We start from the raw sequence: 19872 nt of genomic DNA on the forward strand, positions 1-19872 counted from the left end.
CGCCTTCAAAGGCCAGCACGTCCAGGAGGGCGCGGCAGCCGCGCACCGTTAACAGAGGATGGTTGTGGCTGAACTGCTGTGCCGGGATATCACTCATTCGCTCACCTCTTTCTCAAACGTCATCGCAATCATTTTCTTATCGTCCCGACCCGGAGAAGGACGCTGAGGCAACTGTCCTGCAGCCACAGGGCTTAAGCGCAGCTGGCTTACCGCCGGTAATATCTGCTGGCAGAGCAGGCTTTTTCCGGCGTCAGGCGGCAGGCAGAAGAGACCTTCTGTTGCGCGGGCGCAGTTTGGGTGAAGACGACGTAACAAAATGGCGGGATTTTCCATGAGAGTTTCTCTTCAATCATTTCAGGTACGCTACCGCCCGTCGCTGTTCACTTACCAAAGCGCATCAGGCCAGCAGACCAATTTTTGTCGTTGTTGAACACTTGCCCCGCGGCTGCTCAGCAAAATAACTGCGGACAGGAAAACCTGCCCGTTTCAGGCTCAAGTAGTGACACCTACGTTTGGCGAATGGGAGTCTGTGATATCCGCTCCGCCGTTGCTCTTCAGCAACAGGCAGACCGGAGTTGCCATGCTACTTCTCCGTTTCATTGATTGACGCGCCGCTCTCCCGCGATAAGGCCGAAGGCATGCCCGGTGGCTGGCAGGCATTCACCTGCGGTACCAGACTGATTTCGACACGGCGGTTCAGCGCACGCCCTTCAACCGTTTCATTGGTGGCTACAGGACGGTTCTCGCCGAAGCCCTGCACCGCAAAACAGCTCTCCGGTACATCTCCGGTGTCACGCATCCAGTCGCGCACCGATTCGGCACGCTTCAGCGAAAGTATCTGGTTGGCTTTTTCCTCACCGGTACTGTCGGTATGGCCCGCAACGACAATCAGCCAGCCGGGTTTTGCTTTGATGCCAACCAACGAGTGCACCAGCAGCTTTGTCGATCCGGGCTTAAGCGCCCACCTCCCGGTATCGAACAGCGACATGCTGTCGAGGCGGATGGTTTTCGGCACGGTTTTTTGTGCTGGTTTTTGTGGCGGAGGTGGGGGTTCCCAGGAACGAATCGCGGCCAACACCGGTATGCGTAAATAGGCCCCGTGATACAGACCGAGACTCAGGTTCAGCGGCTCACCGCGGCGCGCCCACTGATCCAGTTGAACCGCATCCCCACTCAGGATTTGCAGGGCGCGGGCTTTCGAGGCGTAGTCAACCATCGCAATCTGCTCATAGTGCTGAATATCGAACCCCACCCGCTGCAGTAGCTGGCGGTTGTTCCACGCGCTGGCGCACAGTGCGATGAGAATGGCAAGGGTGAACAGACAGAACGCCCGGCGTAAAATCCTGGCGCGTGGCGTCTCGCTGACGCCCAATGGCAACAGTGGCAGAATAAAATCCGGTAACAGGACATCCGCTGATGAGGTATCGGGCTGCCAGCCAGGTAGTGAGCCCAGAGCGGTATGATGAGACAACCAGCGCTGCCACAGATTCTGAGGCAGAACCGGTGCCCCCGACGGCGTCATGTGATACAGCATCATAGCGGGTATCACCGGGGGCGTATCAACAGAGGGCGCCGTCAGCATAGCCAGCGCCGTCTCGTGCGTCAGGCGAACCAGCGCATTCATCCTCACCTGTGTGGCCAGACGCTCCCTTCCGTTCTTTTGCGCCAGCCAGGTCCCGGTGCAGCAAGGCGCGTCATTCGCCTGCCACACCTGCATGGCTTCCCCGGTCTGCGCTGTCTGCCATAGCGAGTGAGGAACAGACGCCCCTGCCACGTGACTGCTCAGTAGTAAAGGCACCGAGCGGCGGCAGTCGCTCCGCGCCTGGTTCAGCTGCCAGCGCAGCTCATTAAGCCCGACCGCCAGCGCCGCCTCATCACCGTGCAACTGCGGGCAAACGCAGACCATCACCGCCAGCTGCGATATCAGATCCGGGCGTTTGCACAGAAGAGTACGTACCGTCTGCTGCAGTTCGGCGGTAGGAACATTTAACCAGCAGCCCTGAGTCGTACGCAAAACCACCCCGCACTCCGGCCACCTGGCGATATCACCGCAGACCAGCACCACCGGCAGGCGGTACGGCGCGTCCGGAATGTCATCCAGCCAGGCATCCTCTGTAAGTCCCCATTCCCCCTTGCGCCCGGCGACAATCAGGGCAACGATGACTGCGGTCAGGATCAGCGCAATAGCCAGAATCCGCCCGCTGGTAGCCAGCGGCAGAAACAGCAAACAGAGCAGTACCGCAAGGATCCCGGCCCAGAGCCATAACAGGCGCAAATGGCTCACGCTCATTTTTCCGCCCCGGGCAGCAGGGTTGTAATCAGGGAATCAAGCCAATGATTTAGCCCCAGCCACAGCGCGGCGATCGCAACCAGCGACAGCCCGAGGCAAACCGGCCAGCGTCGCAACCCGTCCGCCAGGCCGCTACGCCCGGATATACCCGCCAGTACAGGCTGGCTCTGGTCGGTTTCAAACGGCGAAACGCGCTCCGCCAGTCTGGTGATAAGCTGGTCGCGAACCGGCTCATCCAGGGCATAACATCCCTTAAAGCCCAGCATCAACACGCGATGGAAGCAGGTCAGTACCGCCACATCCGGCGCGGGCTCATGCAGAACCTGTCGCATCCGCTCATACAGCGCATCGCCGGCGTCCAGGGCACCGAAGTATTTCGCCTGCAGCGGACGGTCATACCAGACGATGCAGGCATCATCCTCACCTTCACGTCCTTTAGCTGTCTCATCCAGCAGCGCACACCAGGCGTAGAGAATATGCCGACGGCTCGCCTCGCTGAGGCCCGCGGTCTCCAGTTCCGCCATGACCTTTTCAATATGCTCTACGCAATGTCGCCAGAGGCGTTCGCCCTCCCCGTCGGCCAGTCTCGCCCCGCACCGCAGTTCCGTCACCGTCAACCAGGCGTCAGCCATCAGGGCGTCGATATTCGTATCCTGTTTCATGAGCGCAGTACCGCATAGAGTTCGAGTTCAGGGGCGCCCAGCAGACCGGGGACGTAAAAGACACAACTGCCTTCCAACAGCATCGCTCGCGCCGCCGGATGGGCCATATCAAGGGTGAAATACTGGTTCTCCAGGCGCAGCGGGATGGCCGCCGGAACGTGGCTCATCGCGCGCAGAGGGATGCCGGGTTGCGAACCGTTAACGACCCGGTCGACTTCATCCGGGCTGCCCGCTTTGCACTGAAGCGGAAACTGCTCCAGCAGCTGCGCTACCGGCAGTGCCGATCGTACCGAGAGATAAAAATCCGCCTCTTCACGCAGTCGTGGATCGTGCAGACGGGCATGCCAGCGCTTGCGTCGTTCATCATGAACCATGTCAATCGCCACCACCCTCGATGGCAGACTGGCTTCCAGCAGTACCCCCAGCAAGTCAAACAATGGAGGAAAGACCGCCGTTAACTGCTCATGACGATAGGCCGGAATATCGGCTGTAGTGTGTTCAAGAGAAAAGGTCAGCAGGCTACCTGCCAGACCGGCCAACGCTGTATACAGACGTTCCGGATGCACCTGCGGATGACGAACAAAATGGCCGAGCAACGGCTCAGCGCTGTTGAGCGCACTCAGCAGCCAGAACAGCGACACGTCCGCTACCGCGAAGTCGGCCATTCGCTCGTTGCTTTCCCGACGCATAGACATCAGGCGCTGCAGGCGCGCACGGAGCTGACCCGTCAACTGTTCGGTCTGTTCCCTCAACCAACGGCTGGCCTGTACGTTAAGCAGCGGCGGCAGAAAAGACTCGTCCTGCGACCAGTGTCCCTGGCTATCGCGCGTAAGACGGATCGCGGCGACGGTCTGGTAATCAGCGTTGTCGCTATCGGCCGCACGCAGCGTCAGCTCCGGCTGCATTACCGCAATCTGGCGGCAGTCCTCCCCATAGCGGTTTCGCACCTCCCGCCAGGCCAGACGCCAGCGCACGGGACGCTCCGCTCTCTGCTCCGGTTGCAGACAGTTGCCACCGTTCTCATGCTCATGGGGCAGCGCCAGAACCACCGTCAGTTCGTGATGTTCTGTTTCCGGCAGGTTCATCACCGGCGGCAACGCATCGGCGTTATCGCTATCAATGAGCGTGCCGTCGGCGAAACGCACACACAGGTGGTCGGCTTTCAGTTTCCCCTGCTTCAGCAGCGCGGTATTAAACTCCGCCCGCGCCACTCCCCAGGGATGAATCGCCCCCAGCCGGGCGACATACTCTGTCTGCCAGGCCGATTGCGCGGTTTCCTGCTGAAAATGTTGGGGAGAGATCATCTGCCCCCGTCCCCATAACGGTCGTACTGTTTTCATCCCTGCTCCTGTATTACGCTTTTGATATCAGACCCACCTGCGACAGGGTCACGTCCGTGTCTTCCAGGGCTTTGTCGGGCTGCTCCGCGCTATTTTCCGATTGACGGCCCTCACCCTTAAACTTTTCTATAACGCTTACAGACCCTCGCCTGACGGGGCGACAGAAAGCGCCTCCATATCCAGAAAGGGATTCATCTCACCCCAACAGCACGCCCGGATCAGGTTGTTGTTTAAACAGAAAACAACGAGTACTCTCTGTTTCCAGTACTGCGGCTTGCCTTTCGCGAAGCGGTGTTGATATTTACCAACATCAGCCATTTCCGGATAATTGATTAAACAACGCACCCGATTAATTCAGGGGCCAGCGTGTTCATTTCGGCACATAATTTCTGAGTCAACGCAGCGTCTTTTAGAATTTATTCAAACGCCTTTCTGAATATAGCGATATCAAAGTCTGTATTTGAGGGCGCGGGATAATTGATGTATCGCCAGAATGGCATGAAGTTAAAGTTTCACGCATGCATCCTGCTCGTACTCAAGGCCTTTAAAAACTTAGACACTCTGACGCAGATTATTTCCCGCCCGTTCTTTTAGCGCCTGCTCAGCCCAGATAAACGCTCTTCTGCACGACATTATGAAAACGCGCAGCTAAAAAGAGCTCCCATTGGCGTTGAATTTTTTTATCTTCCAGATAAAAGACGCCCCGCTTTGCCATTACTTAAGCCAGTAACGATGCAGCGCATAAGCAGAAATGCGACGCCGCTATTCGCGCCCCTCTGACGTGCAGCCTCAGCTTAAATCAGAGGCCGCCTTACAGCCGCACTCGCAATATCCTGGCCATAGCGCTTCCTTCCCTGGAGGCGTATGGGTCAAACATAACGATTTTCTTTGCACAATCATCGCAGGGCCAGACATCAGAATAGAGCAACTCATCCGTATTCAGGCCAAATATAAGACTTTGCTTAAGCATTTAAATGAAAATACAAAAAATAATAAGCATCATGCGCACAAAATCAACAAAAACATTCATCATCTGACTGCGATAAATAAAGAATTCACATCTCACAAATGAATAAATATTAAATTCACATATAAACAAACGGAGTTTATTGATGCTAATCAATGAGCGAAGGCAATCAGGCCATTCCCGAGGCGGAAAAGATTGCGCGTATCCAAAAAGATATGTTGAGTACGTTTGACCGCTCGCAAGCCATCAGCCAGCCCAACCCCGACGATAAATATAGATATCAATAATTTCAGATAGGATAAATATAGATTTTAAAAATGATATCTGATGGCCTCTACGCTGTTCATTGACCAGGAGAGTGAGAGCTGGCGAAAGTGAGGTTTGCCGCTGCGTCGGGAAATAGAATACAGGTTAGCTGGCGCTGCGGGCCGCGCTCTGGAGAGATGTGATGGTTGCCTGACGCCCGCAGGCAACCGGTGCTCATCAGTGCTTCACGATATACATCGTGCGGCTATAGGCGACGTCTTCCGGATTGGCAATCGGATACCCTTTCAGCCACGGTTTAATCAGTCGCCCGTTGGTATACTGGTAAATCGGCGCGATAGGCGCTTTCGCCATAATGATTTTTTCCGCCGCGTTGTAATCGTCATTGCGCGCCTTTTCCGACGTTTCCAGCGCCGCCTGAGTGAGAATTTTGTCGTAGGCCGGATCGTTGAAGCGGGAGATATTACCGCTGTGCGTCGAGGTTAGCAGCGACAGGAACGTTGAAGGTTCATTGTAATCCCCCACCCACGAAGCGCGAATCACATCGAAGTTGCCGGTATTACGGCTGTCGATATAGGTCTTCCACTCCTGATTTTGCAGCTTCACGTCGACGCCAAGATTCTTCTTCCACATAGACGCTACCGCAATGGCGATTTTCTGATGATTCTCCGAGGTGTTATACAACAGGCTGAGCTTCAGCGGGCGACCCGGGCCGTAGCCCGCCGCCTGCAGCAGCGCTTTGGCCTGGGCATTCAGCTCAGCCTGGCTCATGCTCTCGATTTGCGACGGCTGGGGAGTGAAGCCGGCAGTGACATCCGGAGTAAAACGCCAGGCCGGTTTCTCACCAGTACCCAGAATTTTTTCCGCCATCAGACGGCGGTCGATAGTCATACTCAACGCCAGGCGGACGCGCTCATCGGCGGTTGGCCCTTTCTGTGTGTTAAATGCGTAATAATAGGTGCCCAGCTGTGGCGGAGTGTAAACCTGCCCCGGAATATCCTTCATCAGCTTCTGATACATATTTTTCGGGAACGACTCGGTAATATCGATATCACCGGCCAGATAGCGCTTAGTTGCCGCTGACTCCTGATTAATGGGCGTAAACGTGACCTGCTGGATCACCGTTTTGCCGTTGTCCCAGTAGTGCGTATTGGGAACCACCACCAGTTTTTCATTCACCACGCGATCCTTTAAAACGTACGCGCCGTTGCCAATCAGGCTTCCCGGACGGGTCCAGCTGTCGCCGCTCTCAACATTCGCCTTCTGGACCGGATAAAACGCAAAGCTGGCGGTCAGATTGCTGAACCACGGCAGCGGTTTATCCAGCTGAACGCGCAGCGTTCTCGCGTCTACGGCGGTGACGCCAAGGGTATCCGGCGCGGCTTTACCATCAATGATATTTTGCGCATTGGCGATACCGGCCAGCGCCGCAAACCAGGCAAAGGGTGAAGTGGTTTTGGGGTCAACCAGCCGCCGCCAGCTATAGACAAAATCTTCTGCCGTCACCGGCGTTCCATCGGACCAGCGGGCATTATCGCGCAGGGTAAACGTCCAGACGCGGTTATCATTGCTCTGCCAGCGAGTCGCCACGCCTGGTATTAGGTTGCCTTTCTCATCCTGATTGACTAAACCTTCAAAAAGATCGCGGATAACCTGAATTTCAGGCAGGCCTACGGCTTTCGCGGGATCTAAGGTGGCGGGCTCATCTTTTATGTGCCGCACCAGCACCTGTTTTTCGGCTAATACGGTGCCGGGCGGGACATCCGCCGCCCAGGCAAGAGAAGAGACGCTGGCTAACCACAGCGCGCCGCATGTCAATTTGACAGGATACTTCATAAGATCCCCTTTAAAATAAAAAAACCAGAGCTGGCAGTGCGATAATTATTTGTTTCATCACCTGAAATTGCAAACAGCTTGTGAAAGAAAGTTGACATATATGCTGATTTCAACATTGCTGGAAACTATTTGATTCCGGGACGGTTTTACACAACACTGCTGAAAAATAACCTGATAACAGGATGCCCTATGCCCGTTTCTCGTCCTCGCCCCCAGCGCGGTGATTTTCCGCCTGGAACTCAACGCTACGGCCAGTCTTACCTGGGCGCGCCGCTGCTGTGGTTTCCGGCGCCGCTGGCCGATAGCCGTAGCGGCCTGATCCTTGCCGGTACTCACGGCGATGAAAACGCCTCCATCGTCACCCTCTCCTGTGCGCTACGAACCCTCAAGCCAGAGCTGCGCCGTCATCACGTAGTGCTGGCGGTCAACCCTGACGGCTGTCAGCTGGGGCTGCGGGCTAACGCACGCGGTATCGACCTGAACCGGAATTTTCCAGCGGCGAACTGGAAGGAAGGAGAAACCGTCTACCGCTGGAACAGCGCGGCAGAGCAGCGCGATGTCGTTCTACTCACCGGCGAAAAGCCAGGTTCGGAACCCGAGACCCGGGCGCTGTGCCAGTTGATCCATCAGATCCACCCGGCATGGGTAATCTCATTTCACGATCCCCTGGCCTGCATTGAAGACCCCGGCCAGAGCGAACTGGGGCACTGGCTGGCCGATGCGTTTAGCCTGCCGCTGGTGGGTAGCGTCGGCTATGAAACGCCCGGTTCTTTTGGCAGCTGGTGCGCCGATATCGGCCTGCCCTGTATCACCGCCGAATTCCCGGCAATATCCGCCGACGAAGCAACGGAGAAATATCTGCAGGCCATGACGGAGCTGCTGCACTGGCACTCTCAGAGATGAAGCACCCCGGTGCTGAAGTGCAGCGCCGGCTCGACATCCACGGCCAGCCATGTTGGACCATCAAGATCGGCAAAACGGGCCAGCGGCGCCAGCGGTAGCGCCGCGCTAATCGCTCTCGACGTACACAGCATACAGCCCAGCATCCGCGCAAACCCCAGGCGTTCTGCCTCCTCCGCCAGCAGCAGCGCTTCAGTCAGACCACCGGTCTTATCCAGCTTGATATTAACCATTTCATAGCGGCCGCGCAGCGCCGCCAGGCTATCGCGAGTATGGCAGCTCTCATCAGCGCAAATAGGCAGCGGATGGATAAAATTCGCCAGCGCTTCATCGGCCCCAGCCGGAAGGGGTTGCTCCAGCATCGCGACGCCGACGTCCGCCAGCAGCTGACAGCGCTCGGCCAGACCGTCGCTGCGCCAGGCTTCATTGGCATCGACGATGAGCGTTGCCTGCGGAACCGCCTCGCGAATGGCAATTAACCGCTCGCTAATCAGATGGTCATCAAGCTTCACTTTCAGCAGCGTGGCACCTTTCTCCCACAGGGCCGACGCGCTGGCCGCCATCTGGTCGGGGGTGCCGATCACCACCGTTTGCGCCGTAACCACCCGCTTGGGCAGCGTCACGCCTAACAGCTGCGAGATGCTTTTACCCGCGCTGCGCGCCTGCCAGTCCCAGAGCGCGCAGTCCACTGCATTACGCGCGGCCCCTGGCGGCAGCAGGCGTTGAATCTGCTCTCGAGTGACGCCCCGCTCAATCTGTTCGCCGATCGCCATAATCTGCGCCATCACCGAGGCGATACTCTCTCCATAGCGAGGATAAGGCGTGCATTCCCCCGTGCCCTTGACGCCATTCTCTTCAATTTCCACCACCACGACTTTTGCCTCGCTGCGGCTGCCGCGGGCGATCACAAAAGGGCTATGTAGCGGCCAGGCTTCTTCATAGACTCGCAGATTTCGCATTCCCTGAACCTCGCAGGTAAGTATTAAAAGGATTTGCCGTGCCGATGACGGATGTCATACACTAGCCGCGACGTTAACTATATGTAAACAGGAAGATAACCATGTCACAAACCGTGCATTTCCAGGGCAACCCCGTTTCTGTTCAAGGCACCATTCCGCAGGCAGGCGCTAAAGCGCAGCCGTTTACGCTGGTGGCCAAAGATCTCTCTGACGTCGCGCTGAGCCAGTTTGCGGGCTCCCGTAAAGTGCTGAACATTTTCCCAAGCATCGATACCGGCGTTTGCGCGGCATCGGTACGTAAATTCAACCAACTGGCGTCAGAATTGAACAACACCGTAGTGCTGTGCATTTCCGCCGACCTGCCGTTCGCCCAGTCACGCTTCTGCGGCGCTGAAGGCCTGAACAACGTCGTGACTCTGTCCACTCTGCGCGGTGCGCAGTTCCTGGCCGACTACGGCGTAGCGATCTCCGCGGGCCCGCTGGCCGGTCTGGCAGCGCGTGCTGTGGTCGTGATTGATGAAAACGACCAGGTGGTATACAGCCAGTTGGTGAATGAAATCACCGAAGAGCCGGACTACGACGCAGCCCTGGCCGCGCTGAAAGCGTAATATCCCCATCAGGTAACGTAAGTCCTCGTTAAACGGGGGCTTTTTTTATTCCCGCGTCGCATAGCGGGAGATAAAGCGCGCAATCGCCGGGCCGGTCAGCAAGATAGTGAACAGGCGCAACGTTTGCATCGCCATAATAAACGACATATCCGCCCGCGTGCCGGCAGCGATAATCGCTACCGTGTCCAGCCCGCCCGGGCTGGTCGCCAGATAGGCGGTCATAAAGTCCAGCGGTAAAACCTGCGTCAGTCCATAAGCCATCAGCGCACATAGCAGAATCAGGCCGATAATCGATGCCAGGATCTGCGGCAGGGTTTTTAACGCCAGCAGGAAGATCTGTTTATTAAACTTTAGACCAACGCTCCAGCCAACGGCGGCATAAGCCAGCGCCAGCAGCCACTCAGGGAGTTCAAGCTGCAGCCAGCCTTCTCCCTGCACCAGCGCGCCGATCAGCATCGGGAAAAGCATCGCACCGGACGGAAAGCGCAGACGCAGCCCCAGCCATCCCGCGGCCGCCGTCACCAGCAGCGTAAGCGGTAGCTGCCAGCTTATCGGGGGAAACCAGGCGACCTGCTGAGTCATCTCCTGGGCTTCGCCGCCGAGCGCAACGCGAACCACCAGCGCCGCGGCACCGGCAACAAAAAGTACGCGCAAATACTGCATCAGCGCCACCAGTCGAACGTCGGCGCCGTACTCCTGGGCCATAATAACCATCGCCGAAGCGCCGCCCGGCGAACTTCCCCACGCCCCGGTGGCGCCGGGTAGCGCGCTATAGCGCACCAGCAGCCATCCCGCCAGCGCGCTGATGGCGAGCGTGGAGAAGAGAATCAGCAGCACCAGCGCCCAGTTTGCCAGCAGAACACCGAAAATCGAGGGCGTCAGGCTACGGGCGATCATGCAGCCGATAATCATCTGAGCGGCAATAAAAAAGGGTCGGGGAACGCGGATTTCCGCGCCGCGAAGGCTCAGGCAAATGCCGGCAATCATCGGCCCTAGCAGCAGCGCGGCCGGGAGGTGAAACCAGAACAGCGCAAAAGAGATCGCGCTGGAGAGCACCAGCAGTTTCATCCACTGAAAAAAACGACTACGCCAGATCCACATGCGTATTCCTGCAAAAAAGAGGGTAAAAACGCAGTATATACAGATTCATTCGCCGCCAGGCCCCCTCCTTTTTCTGGAAATGTTCTGGAAATGCCGACCGACGGCGCAGGCAGCCGGTCGGCGGGAATTACTCGTCGCCTTTTTTCTGGCTCAGGCCGTACTCGCGAAGTTTATTGGCGATGGCGGTATGCGAGACGCCAAGCCGCCTGGCCAGTTTACGCGTGCTGGGGAAGCTACGATAAAGCTGGGTAAGCACCGAGCGCTCGAAACGGCGCGTGATATCATCCAGCGAGCCTTCCATCGCTTCTTCGCCAACCGCTAATGACGAGACGTCGTGATCCGGCAGCAGGATATCCTGAGGGCGCAGTTCAAAACCGTCCAGCTGAGTCAGGGCACGGTAAATCGCGTTTTTGAGCTGGCGCACGTTGCCTGGCCAGCTATAGCGCGTCAATACGCTGTTTAAATCGGCAGAAAGTTTCGGCCGCGGGATACCCTGCTCATCGGCGAAACGCGCCACAAACAGTTCGGTCAGCGGCATGATATCCTGCGGACAATCGCGCAGCGGTGGTAAATAGAGCGTCAGCACGTTAAGACGATAATAGAGATCTTCGCGGAACAGCCCTTTTTGCACCAGTTCCACCAGGTTTTTCTGCGTCGCGCAGATCACTCGTACATCTACGTGGACTTCATGATCTTCCCCGACCCGGCGGAAGGTTCCATCGTTGAGGAAGCGCAGCAGCTTAGTCTGCATTCGCGGCGACATTTCGCCAATTTCATCCAGCAGAACCGAACCGCCGTTAGCCTGCTCGAAGAACCCCTTTTTGCCCTGGATAGCGTCGCCAAACAGCTCGCTCTCCACCGCGTCCTCCGGAATGGAGCCGCAGTTCAGGGCCAGGTAAGGTTTCCCCGCTCGCGGGCTGGCGAGGTGGCAGGCGTGAGCGAGCAAATCTTTACCGGTACCGGTATCGCCGACGATCAGCAGCGGCGCGCTGAGCATAGCCAGCTTGCGAGCCTGCTCGACGACGTGGCGCATTTTCGGGCCTACAGCGAGGATCTGGCTGAAGGCGCTGGTATCCTGAATGGTCATCGTTTGCAGCTGACGCCCCATACGGACCGTTGAACGCAGCATCGCTACCGCGCCGGTCAGCACCTTCTCGCCGTGTTCGCCTTCGAGATAAACCGGGGTGATCTCCAGCAGGAAGTTCTGCCCGTTAACCACCACGTGCTCGGCGTGGGACTCCTGCGGACTATTTTCCAGCCAGCGCTGGACGTTAAAATCGGTAATCAGCTGTGCGACCGGATGGCTGCGCAGCTTCTCCTGGCTCTGGCCAAACAGCTGGCAGCTGGCCGGGTTAGCCAGTTCGACTTTTCCTTTGGTGTCGAGAGAGAGCACAGGCTCCGGCATCGCTACCAGCAGCGCGCTGAGCGCCAGATGTTCACGTTCTGACGGCATCCACGCCACGGTGCGCACGTCGGTGACGCCGGCGATACGACGAATTTCCGCCATCAGACTGCTGAAGCTAGCGAACTCCAGCTCGGCGAAATTGAGATAAATTCGGCCAATAGGGTCAATGTCGATACCCCGCAGGTCGATACCGCGCAGCACCAGTAAATCGAGCAATTCACGAGTCAGACCAAGACGGTCTTCACAAAAGACTTCAAGACGCATAGGAGTTTTCACCCTAAAGAGGCCAATAACGGATGAATAATAGGACAGTTATTTGCTGGCGTGAAGATAGCTGTCAACAATTATTGACAGTATGGCGGAAAAATGGCCTTTCTGCCGTAAAGTTATGCGCTCAGAGAGGAAAATGGCAATAAAGAACCGGTCGTCATCGCCGCTGCTTTTCTCCCCGGATTGCGCTGCGCATCGCCGTGAGACAAGTGACAGCCTTCTGTGGAGCGGTAGCCCGGCTAAGGCGCTCACGCCGCAAGCCGGGAATGCTTAAGCGACTTATTTTTCCGCGCCGCTTTTGCTCTTCTGCAACGTCTCTTTTAGCTGGCCGATCAGCTCGCGGCGGAAGTCCCCCAGCCGCGGTTTATCATCGGCGATCCACGGCAGCGGGCGGCAGAGCTCCATCGCCTTGATACCCAGCCGCGCGGTCAACAGCCCGGCGCCAATCCCCTGCGCCGCGCGCGCCGATAGCCTGGCTGCCAGATCCTGCGACATCCAGTCCATCCCGACTTCCCGCACCAGCTCGCTGGCGCCGGCAAAAGCGATATTCAGCAGCACCAGACGGAACAGGCGCAGGCGGCTGTAGTAGCCGAGCTCAATACCGTACAGAGTGGCGATGCGGTTGATGAGGCGTAAATTACGCCAGGCGATAAACGCCATATCCACCAGCGCCAGGGGACTGACGGCAATCATCAGCGTCGATTCCGCCGCCGAGCGGCTAATCTCACGCCGCGCCTGCGCATCCAGCACCGGCTGCACGATCTGCGCGTACAGGCTTACCACTTCACGATCGTTTTGCGTTTCGTGGATCGCTGCATACCAGCGCTGCAGCGCCGGATGCGATTGATCGAGACCCGCCTGCCGGGCCAGCTTTTCGCAAAAGGCACGCCCTTTGCCGACCGCATGACTATGCATCAGGTCCCGCGCCTCATCGCGCTCGTGCGCGCGCTGGCGTAACCGCCACAGACGGCGCCATTCGGTTGCTACCGAGCCGACGCCCGCCCCGACAATCAGCGCGCCGGCTGCGCAGCCGCCGAGGGCGATCCAGTCTTGCGTTTGCCAGGCGGTCATCGTCCACTGCACGCCCTGCGCTACGACGCTGACGCCAAAAATAGCCAGCCCGGCGCTGACCATCTTTCGCCACAGGCTGCGCTTAGGCCGCAGCACCGACTCCACTACCGCTTCCGCCGCCCCCTCTTCTTCTTCCGGCGCGTCAAGGCGCGCAGGGGCGAACTTCTCCGCATCCGCGCCGTCAAAAGCGCGAGCGGATTTCAGAATTTGCGCCTTTTCCACCTCCAGCGGGCCGTCGAAATCAATACGCGGTTTTAAGGGTTCGGTCATCGCAATTTATCTCCGATCAAAAATTCCAGCGCCGCGTCGAGGCGAATATGCGGCAGCGGTTTATCAACATCCATCACTTGCGGGCGGAAGTTTTCAAACTGAAAGCCCTGCTGCTCCCAGAAGGCCTGACCCGGCAGGCGCGCGGGCACTTCCCCGGGATAGACGGTCAGCGGCTGTCCGTCGCTTAGCCGATGCCCCCGCAGCGCAGGGATCTTCTCCCCGTTCACCTCAATAAGCCCGCTCTGCGTCGCCTGAATCGACGCCAGACCCAGGCAATCCATGCTGATGCCTTCAAACGCCGCGTTCTGCCAGGCATCCTGAATCAGCTGCTGCAGCAGCGATACCATATTGCTGTGCTGATCGACGGTGACGTGATCGGCTTTGGTCGCGGCGAACAGCAGCTTATCGATAACCGGTGAGAACAGACGACGAAACAGCGTGCGCTGGCCATAGTGGAAGCTTTGCATCAGCTGCGTCAGCGCGAGACGCATGTCGTTAAACGCCTGAGGCCCGCTGTTAAGCGGCTGCAGGCAGTCCACCAGCACAATCTGCCGGTCGAAGCGGAGAAAATGATCTTTGTAGAAGCCTTTCACCACTTTCTCGCAGTAGTATTTAAAACGCTCGCGCAGCATTCCGGCATTGGTCGGTTTGTCCGCCTGCGCCAGCTTAGCCTCACCGGCGGCATCAACGTCCGGCCAGGGGAAGAACTGCAGCGCCGGCGCGCCAGCCATTTCGCCGGGCAGCACAAAGCGCCCGGGCTGAATAAAATGCATCCCTTCGCGCTTACAGCTGTGCAGATAATCGGTCCACGCCGCGGCGATCTCCGCCAGACGGGTTTCATCGGCGGGCGCAAGCGGATCCAGCCCTTCGCAAAGCTGCCGCCAGCGCGCCGACCACGCCGCCCTCTGCCCCTGCAGCAGTCCGGTCATCTGTCGTGACCAGGTCAGGTAATCCTGGGCCAGCATCGGCAGATCCAGTAGCCACTCGCCGGGATAATCGACAATCTCCAGGTAGAGCGTCGAAGTCTCTTTAAAATGGCGCAGCAGCGAATCGTTAGAGCGATAGCGCAGAGCGAGGCGGATTTCGCTGACGCCGCGGGTGGGCGTCGGCCAGACCGGAGGTTGTCCATAGAGCTGGGCCAGCCCTTCGTCATAGGTAAAACGCGGAATGCCAAAATCCCGCTGCGGGACGCGCTTGACGCCCAGCAGGCGTTCTTCTCTGGCCGCGCTAAGCAGCGGCAGCCGTGCCCCGGCGTGGATATTCAGTAGCTGATTGACCAGTGCGGTGATAAACGCGGTCTTGCCGCTGCGGCTAAGACCGGTGACGGCCAGACGGAGATGCCGGTCAACCCCACGATTCACCAGCGCATTAAATTCTGTTTTGAGTCGCTTCATCGCCATCCTGTTGAGCCTGAAGAACGAGGGAAATAGACATGAGGGCTAATCAATAAAGTGCAATAGCCCCGCTTCGGCGGGGCTGACGGTTAGTGGCTGGCGCTTTTCGGCATCGCTATTTGACTGAGGCCGCCGGCATTCACCACCTGCGTGTAGCCCATTTCGCTCAGCAGCTGCTGAGCCTGGCCCGACTGTCGGCCAACGTTACAATAGACGTGAATGGTATCGTTTTTATCCGGCACTTCAGCCGCAATCCGCGATTTTAAATCCGCCAGCGGTATGTTCACCGCGCCGTTAACGTGTTCTTTTTGATACTGCTGCGGAACGCGGACGTCAATCCAGTGCTCCGCCGCGAAGGCGGGTAAAGCCATCGCCAGCGCTAAACCCAGAAACAATTTTCGCATTTTATCATCCTGATAGAGTGAGTTTTTAGGCACTCATAACATACGCCATCCACGACGTTTAGAAAACCGCTGCGCCGCCCGGCTGAGCATCGGTTCCAGAACAAGCATCAGCAGCATTTTCAGCGGCCGACGCGCGACGGATTTTACCGCCCAGCCAGCGACGCCCGCCGGGCCGTAGCGCAGCGCGGTGAGCAACACCAGCTTGCCTGCGATTTTCAGACCCGGTTTAACTTTTTGCCCGGCCTGCTGCCATTTCATGTTCATTATTAACCTCAACTTTCAGTTATAGCTGGCGAAAACGACTGCGTAGCGAAAAGGTGTCAGAGGTGACGTAGCGTTCCATTTCACGCAGACGGCGCTCCCCTGCAGCCAGCTCCTTATCCGCAGCAGCCAGCAGTTCTCCGCTGCTCGGCGTTTTTTCACCATACAGCTCGCTTTCCGGCATAGGATCCAGCGCAAACGAGAGAATGATGTAGGCCACCACCACAAACAGGAACAGGCCAAAAATCATTGCCAGTACGGTAATCAGGCGCACCAGCTTAACCGGCACGTCCAGGTACTGCGCGATACCGGCGCAAACGCCTTTGACCATGCCCTGCTGTGGAATGCGCCACAGTTTTTTACTCAGATCCAGTCCGCCCATTATTTTTCTCTCCAGTTCGGATGCTCAGCGTCAAGAATGGCTTCCAGCGCCTGAATACGCTCGCGCATGCGCTTTGCGTCATCGGTCAGCTGCAGCAGGCGCTGCTGCTCGTTTTGCGATAAACTGCCGCTGGCGGTGCGGTTGTTGTAATGCAGCCAAAGCCAGACCGGCAAAACAAACAGCACAAACAACGTCAAAGGGATGGCGAGAAAAAGCATGCTCATGTGAACTCCTTGCAGATGGCGGCGGCACGTCTCGGTGCCGCCCGAATACATTACTGGTTATTTTGATTCATTTTGGCTTTCAACGCCGCCAGCTGCTCGCTGATTTCATCGTCCGCTTTCAGATCGGCGAACTGCTGATCCAGCGATTTATCTTTACCGAAGCGGTGGCTTTCGGCTTCGGCTTCCATATGATCGATACGGCGTTCAAACGATTCAAAGCGCGCCATCGCCTCATCAATCTTGCCGCTGTCCAGCTGACGACGAACGTCGCGGGAGGAACTTGCGGCCTGATGGCGCAGCATCAACGCCTGCTGACGGGCGCGCGTTTCGCTCAGTTTATTCTCCAGCTCGCCAATCTCTTTTTTCATCCGCGCCAGCGTTTCATCAACCAGCTGCGCTTCATTTTCCAGGCTAGCGATCAGGTCGGTCAGCTTCTGCTTCTCGATCAGCGCCGCACGAGCCAGATCCTCTTTCTCTTTACGCAACGCCAGTTCGGCTTTCTCCTGCCATTCCGCCTGCTGCGCAACGGCCTGTTCAATACGACGGGTCAGCTGTTTCTTTTCAGCCAACGCCCGCGCCGAGGTCGAACGCACTTCAACCAACGTGTCTTCCATCTCCTGGATCATCAGTCGAACCAGCTTCTGCGGATCTTCCGCTTTCTCCAGCAGAGAGTTAATGTTGGCGTTCACGATGTCGGCAAAACGAGAAAAAATACCCATAATTTCAATCCTCATAGTTCTGGTATCAGGCACCGGCCTGTGCCATCACTAATACAAATGCCGTGCCAACTTTTTATCTTATTGATTTTAATAGAAGTGGTTGTTATCTGGCCAACGCATTGCTAAAGTGACCTGGTGAATCACACTACTTAATGGCGAAATTCATCATGGCGGAATACAAGGACAACCTGCTCGGCGAGGCCAACAGCTTCCTGGAAGTGCTGGAACAGGTCTCAAGACTGGCGCCGCTCGATAAACCGGTGCTGGTGATTGGCGAACGCGGAACCGGTAAGGAGCTGATCGCCAGCCGCCTGCACTTCCTCTCTTCCCGCTGGCAGGGGCCGTTTATCTCGCTGAACTGCGCTGCGCTGAATGAAAACCTGCTCGATTCCGAGTTATTCGGTCATGAAGCCGGGGCATTTACGGGGGCCAGTAAACGCCATCCGGGGCGCTTCGAGCGCGCCGACGGCGGTACCCTGTTTCTTGATGAGCTGGCCACCGCGCCGATGCTGGTGCAGGAAAAGCTGCTGCGCGTGATTGAGTATGGCGAACTCGAGCGCGTCGGCGGCAGCCAGCCGCTGCAGGTTAACGTCCGCCTGGTGTGCGCGACCAACGCCGATCTGCCACAAATGGTGGAAGATGGGCTCTTTCGCGCTGACCTACTCGACAGGTTGGCTTTCGATGTGGTGCAGTTGCCGCCGCTGCGCGAACGCCAGAGCGATATTATGCTGCTCGCCACCCAGTTTGCTATCCAGATGTGCCGCGAACTCGGACTGCCGTTGTTTCCCGGCTTTAGCGAACGCGCCGCCGTGACGCTGCAGAACTACCGCTGGCCGGGGAATATCCGTGAATTAAAAAACGTGGTGGAACGGTCGGTTTACCGTCACGGCAGCAGTGAACGCGAGCTGGATAATATTATTATTAACCCCTTCCGCCAGCAGCAAACTGCCCCGCCCGCTGCAGCAGAAAAGGCGCCCGGCCCCATGTTGCCGCTCGATTTGCGCGCTTTCCAGCAGGAGCAAGAAAAAAGCCTGCTCGAGAGAAGTCTCGAACAGGCAAAGTACAATCAAAAGCAGGCGGCCGAGCTACTGGGGCTAACCTATCACCAACTGCGGGCGCTGCTGAAAAAGCATCAGCTTTGAGCTATGCGCGGCAGCAGCAGCGCGCTCAGCGTCATTGAACCGAGACAGAGCGCGGCGTTAAACCACAGCGCATACTGCGCCGCGCTGGCCATTCCCAGCGGTAAAAACAGCGCAAAAAGTGACGCTGTCACCGCTATACCCATCGCCCCGCCGAGCGAACTACCCATCTTATAAATTCCCGACGCCACCCCGACCTTATTCTCGGGAGCGTTGACCACCGCGGTGTCCGTTGACGGAGTAGCGTAGCAGCCCAGTCCAAAGCCAAACAGCACGTTGCTGAAAAAGACCGTGACGATATAGGTCGATTTATCGAGAAAGGTGCAGGAAATAAGCAGGATGCCAAGCGCGGTAAAAACCGGGCCGGCGATCATCGGCAAGCGCGCGCCGTAGCGTTGCAGCAGCTTTTCGCCCACCCGGATCATCGCCAGCACGGTGACCAGGTAGCCGAGCGTCATCATTCCGCTCTCCAGCGGGCTTAGATGGTGCCCCTGCTGGAGCCAGATGCTGGCAATCATCATGGTACCGATGGCGCCGTTGAGCAGAAAATTCGACAGCACCGCGGCGCTGTAGGCCCGGTTACGAAACAGCGCAAAATCAATCAACGCCGCGTCGCCCTTACGCCTACCGCTGCGGATAAAAAATAACCCCGCCGCCACCGCGCCGCCCAGCATCGTCAGCGAGGTTCCGCTGCTCCAGCCCCAGCCGTGGCCTTTGCTGATAAACAGATTTAACAGCACCAGCGCAAGGATCAGGCTGAGCAGGCCGCTAATGTCCAGCTTATGCTGCTGCGCGCTGGCGCTGCGGCTCTCCGGCGTACCGCGCAGTAAAAACAGCGCCGCCAGCGCTACCGCGATGGAGAAAACAAAGATCCAGCGCCAGCCCAGTCCGGTAGCAATCGCCCCGCCGACAAACGAGCACAGCCCGCTGCCGCCCCAGGAGCCGATGACCCAGAAGCTGACCGCCCGCTGGCGCGCTTTACCTTCATACCAGGTTTTTATTAATGCCAGCGTCGCCGGCATGATGCAGGCGGCCGATAGCCCCTGTAAAACGCGTCCGGCCAGGAACAGCGCGGGTCCCTGGGAGAGCACCAGCATTGCGCTGCCGGCTATGCTGAGAATCAGGCCCAGGGTGGTCATGCGCATGCGGCCGAATTTATCCGCCAGCCCGCCGCTGGCGACCACAAAGCAGCCGCTGAACAAGGCGCTCAGGCTCACCGCCAGGGTCAGGGTTTCCAGCGAAATATCGAGGCTGCTTTTCATTGCCGGAACCACGTTAATCACCGACTGGGCAAACAGCCAGAAGGTCAGAACGCTCAATACAATACCCGCCAGCAGGCGATCGGTGCCGACGAACTGCGCTTCGCTTAGCGATACAGAACTCATAGCAGGGTCCTCTTCGTTGCG

The 19872-nt window shown here is 57.7% G+C and carries 20 protein-coding genes; 4 read left to right on the forward strand and 16 right to left on the reverse strand.

What is annotated here, in order from left to right:
• Window positions 1–93: 93 nt before the first annotated feature.
• The 4 genes from K2184_RS15940 to tssK all read right to left on the reverse strand — a co-directional run bounded on the left by K2184_RS15940 (window position 94) and on the right by tssK (window position 4292).
• The gene (locus tag K2184_RS15940) at window positions 94–333 is read right to left on the reverse strand and encodes a hypothetical protein (protein WP_163525042.1); all 240 of its coding nucleotides are present in this window, start codon (window positions 331–333) and stop codon (window positions 94–96) included.
• A 250-nt stretch (window positions 334–583) separates the two neighbouring features.
• Window positions 584–2290, reverse strand: a complete 1707-nt coding sequence (locus K2184_RS15945; RefSeq protein WP_049128609.1) for an OmpA family protein — start codon at window positions 2288–2290, stop codon at window positions 584–586.
• Window positions 2287–2952: a type VI secretion system protein TssL, short form gene (gene tssL, locus K2184_RS15950; protein WP_004101485.1), complete on the reverse strand. Its 666-nt coding sequence runs from the start codon at window positions 2950–2952 to the stop codon at window positions 2287–2289. Before tssL ends, K2184_RS15945 begins: the two co-directional genes overlap by 4 nt.
• Complete coding sequence (gene tssK / locus K2184_RS15955) at window positions 2949–4292, reverse strand: type VI secretion system baseplate subunit TssK (protein ID WP_049127451.1); 1344 nt, start codon at window positions 4290–4292, stop codon at window positions 2949–2951. The genes tssL and tssK overlap by 4 nt, the downstream gene beginning before the upstream one ends.
• A gap of 1122 nt (window positions 4293–5414) precedes the next feature.
• Here tssK and K2184_RS15960 point away from each other — a divergent pair.
• The gene (locus tag K2184_RS15960) at window positions 5415–5546 is read left to right on the forward strand and encodes a hypothetical protein (protein WP_016808558.1); all 132 of its coding nucleotides are present in this window, start codon (window positions 5415–5417) and stop codon (window positions 5544–5546) included.
• Between the two features lie 196 nt (window positions 5547–5742).
• Here the strand turns inward: K2184_RS15960 and K2184_RS15965 are convergent, their stop codons facing one another.
• A complete protein-coding gene (locus tag K2184_RS15965) occupies window positions 5743–7359 on the reverse strand; it encodes a peptide ABC transporter substrate-binding protein (RefSeq protein ID WP_004101482.1) in 1617 nt (538 codons plus the stop codon).
• 189 nt (window positions 7360–7548) lie between these two features.
• On the opposite strand from K2184_RS15965, the gene mpaA reads away from it, so the two are divergent.
• A complete protein-coding gene (gene mpaA, locus K2184_RS15970) occupies window positions 7549–8262 on the forward strand; it encodes a murein tripeptide amidase MpaA (protein ID WP_004101481.1) in 714 nt (237 codons plus the stop codon).
• Here mpaA and ycjG read toward each other — a convergent pair.
• Complete coding sequence (gene ycjG / locus K2184_RS15975) at window positions 8253–9218, reverse strand: L-Ala-D/L-Glu epimerase (RefSeq protein ID WP_064344781.1); 966 nt, start codon at window positions 9216–9218, stop codon at window positions 8253–8255. The two genes, mpaA and ycjG, sit on opposite strands and share 10 nt — an antisense overlap.
• 101 nt (window positions 9219–9319) lie before the next feature.
• Here ycjG and tpx point away from each other — a divergent pair, with 101 nt between their 5' ends.
• A complete protein-coding gene (gene tpx, locus K2184_RS15980) occupies window positions 9320–9826 on the forward strand; it encodes a thiol peroxidase (protein WP_004101479.1) in 507 nt (168 codons plus the stop codon).
• Window positions 9827–9871: 45 nt separating this feature from the next.
• Here the strand turns inward: tpx and K2184_RS15985 are convergent, their stop codons facing one another.
• The 9 genes from K2184_RS15985 to pspA all read right to left on the reverse strand — a co-directional run bounded on the left by K2184_RS15985 (window position 9872) and on the right by pspA (window position 17327).
• The gene (locus K2184_RS15985) at window positions 9872–10927 is read right to left on the reverse strand and encodes an AbrB family transcriptional regulator (protein WP_004101477.1); all 1056 of its coding nucleotides are present in this window, start codon (window positions 10925–10927) and stop codon (window positions 9872–9874) included.
• A 127-nt stretch (window positions 10928–11054) separates the two neighbouring features.
• Window positions 11055–12596, reverse strand: a complete 1542-nt coding sequence (tyrR, locus tag K2184_RS15990) for a transcriptional regulator TyrR (protein ID WP_004101475.1) — start codon at window positions 12594–12596, stop codon at window positions 11055–11057.
• A 285-nt stretch (window positions 12597–12881) separates the two neighbouring features.
• Window positions 12882–13943 (reverse strand): YcjF family protein, encoded by a 1062-nt coding sequence (locus K2184_RS15995; protein WP_004112463.1) that lies wholly within the window; start codon window positions 13941–13943, stop codon window positions 12882–12884.
• Window positions 13940–15337, reverse strand: coding sequence for a YcjX family protein (locus tag K2184_RS16000; RefSeq protein WP_024274060.1), 1398 nt, complete (start codon window positions 15335–15337; stop codon window positions 13940–13942). Before K2184_RS16000 ends, K2184_RS15995 begins: the two co-directional genes overlap by 4 nt.
• An 89-nt stretch (window positions 15338–15426) precedes the next feature.
• Complete coding sequence (gene pspE, locus K2184_RS16005; RefSeq protein ID WP_017146046.1) at window positions 15427–15741, reverse strand: thiosulfate sulfurtransferase PspE; 315 nt, start codon at window positions 15739–15741, stop codon at window positions 15427–15429.
• A 33-nt stretch (window positions 15742–15774) separates the two neighbouring features.
• Complete coding sequence (gene pspD, locus K2184_RS16010; protein WP_004101464.1) at window positions 15775–16005, reverse strand: phage shock protein PspD; 231 nt, start codon at window positions 16003–16005, stop codon at window positions 15775–15777.
• Between the two features lie 19 nt (window positions 16006–16024).
• Entirely contained in the window at window positions 16025–16384 is a 360-nt protein-coding gene (gene pspC / locus K2184_RS16015; RefSeq protein ID WP_004101461.1) for an envelope stress response membrane protein PspC, read from the reverse strand.
• Window positions 16384–16608 (reverse strand): envelope stress response membrane protein PspB, encoded by a 225-nt coding sequence (gene pspB, locus K2184_RS16020; protein ID WP_004101459.1) that lies wholly within the window; start codon window positions 16606–16608, stop codon window positions 16384–16386. Before pspB ends, pspC begins: the two co-directional genes overlap by 1 nt.
• Before the next feature lie 50 nt (window positions 16609–16658).
• On the reverse strand, window positions 16659–17327 hold the full coding sequence (gene pspA, locus K2184_RS16025; protein ID WP_004101456.1) for a phage shock protein PspA: 669 nt from the start codon (window positions 17325–17327) through the stop codon (window positions 16659–16661).
• Window positions 17328–17479: 152 nt separating this feature from the next.
• Between pspA and pspF the strand changes: the two genes are divergently transcribed.
• Window positions 17480–18469 (forward strand): phage shock protein operon transcriptional activator, encoded by a 990-nt coding sequence (pspF, locus tag K2184_RS16030; RefSeq protein ID WP_163525046.1) that lies wholly within the window; start codon window positions 17480–17482, stop codon window positions 18467–18469.
• Here pspF and K2184_RS16035 read toward each other — a convergent pair.
• On the reverse strand, window positions 18460–19851 hold the full coding sequence (locus tag K2184_RS16035) for an MFS transporter (RefSeq protein ID WP_004112458.1): 1392 nt from the start codon (window positions 19849–19851) through the stop codon (window positions 18460–18462). The two genes, pspF and K2184_RS16035, sit on opposite strands and share 10 nt — an antisense overlap.
• Between the last annotated feature and the right edge of the window lie 21 nt (window positions 19852–19872).

This window comes from Klebsiella sp. K5-306 (assembly GCF_051835185.1).
GTDB lineage: Bacteria > Pseudomonadota > Gammaproteobacteria > Enterobacterales > Enterobacteriaceae > Klebsiella > Klebsiella oxytoca.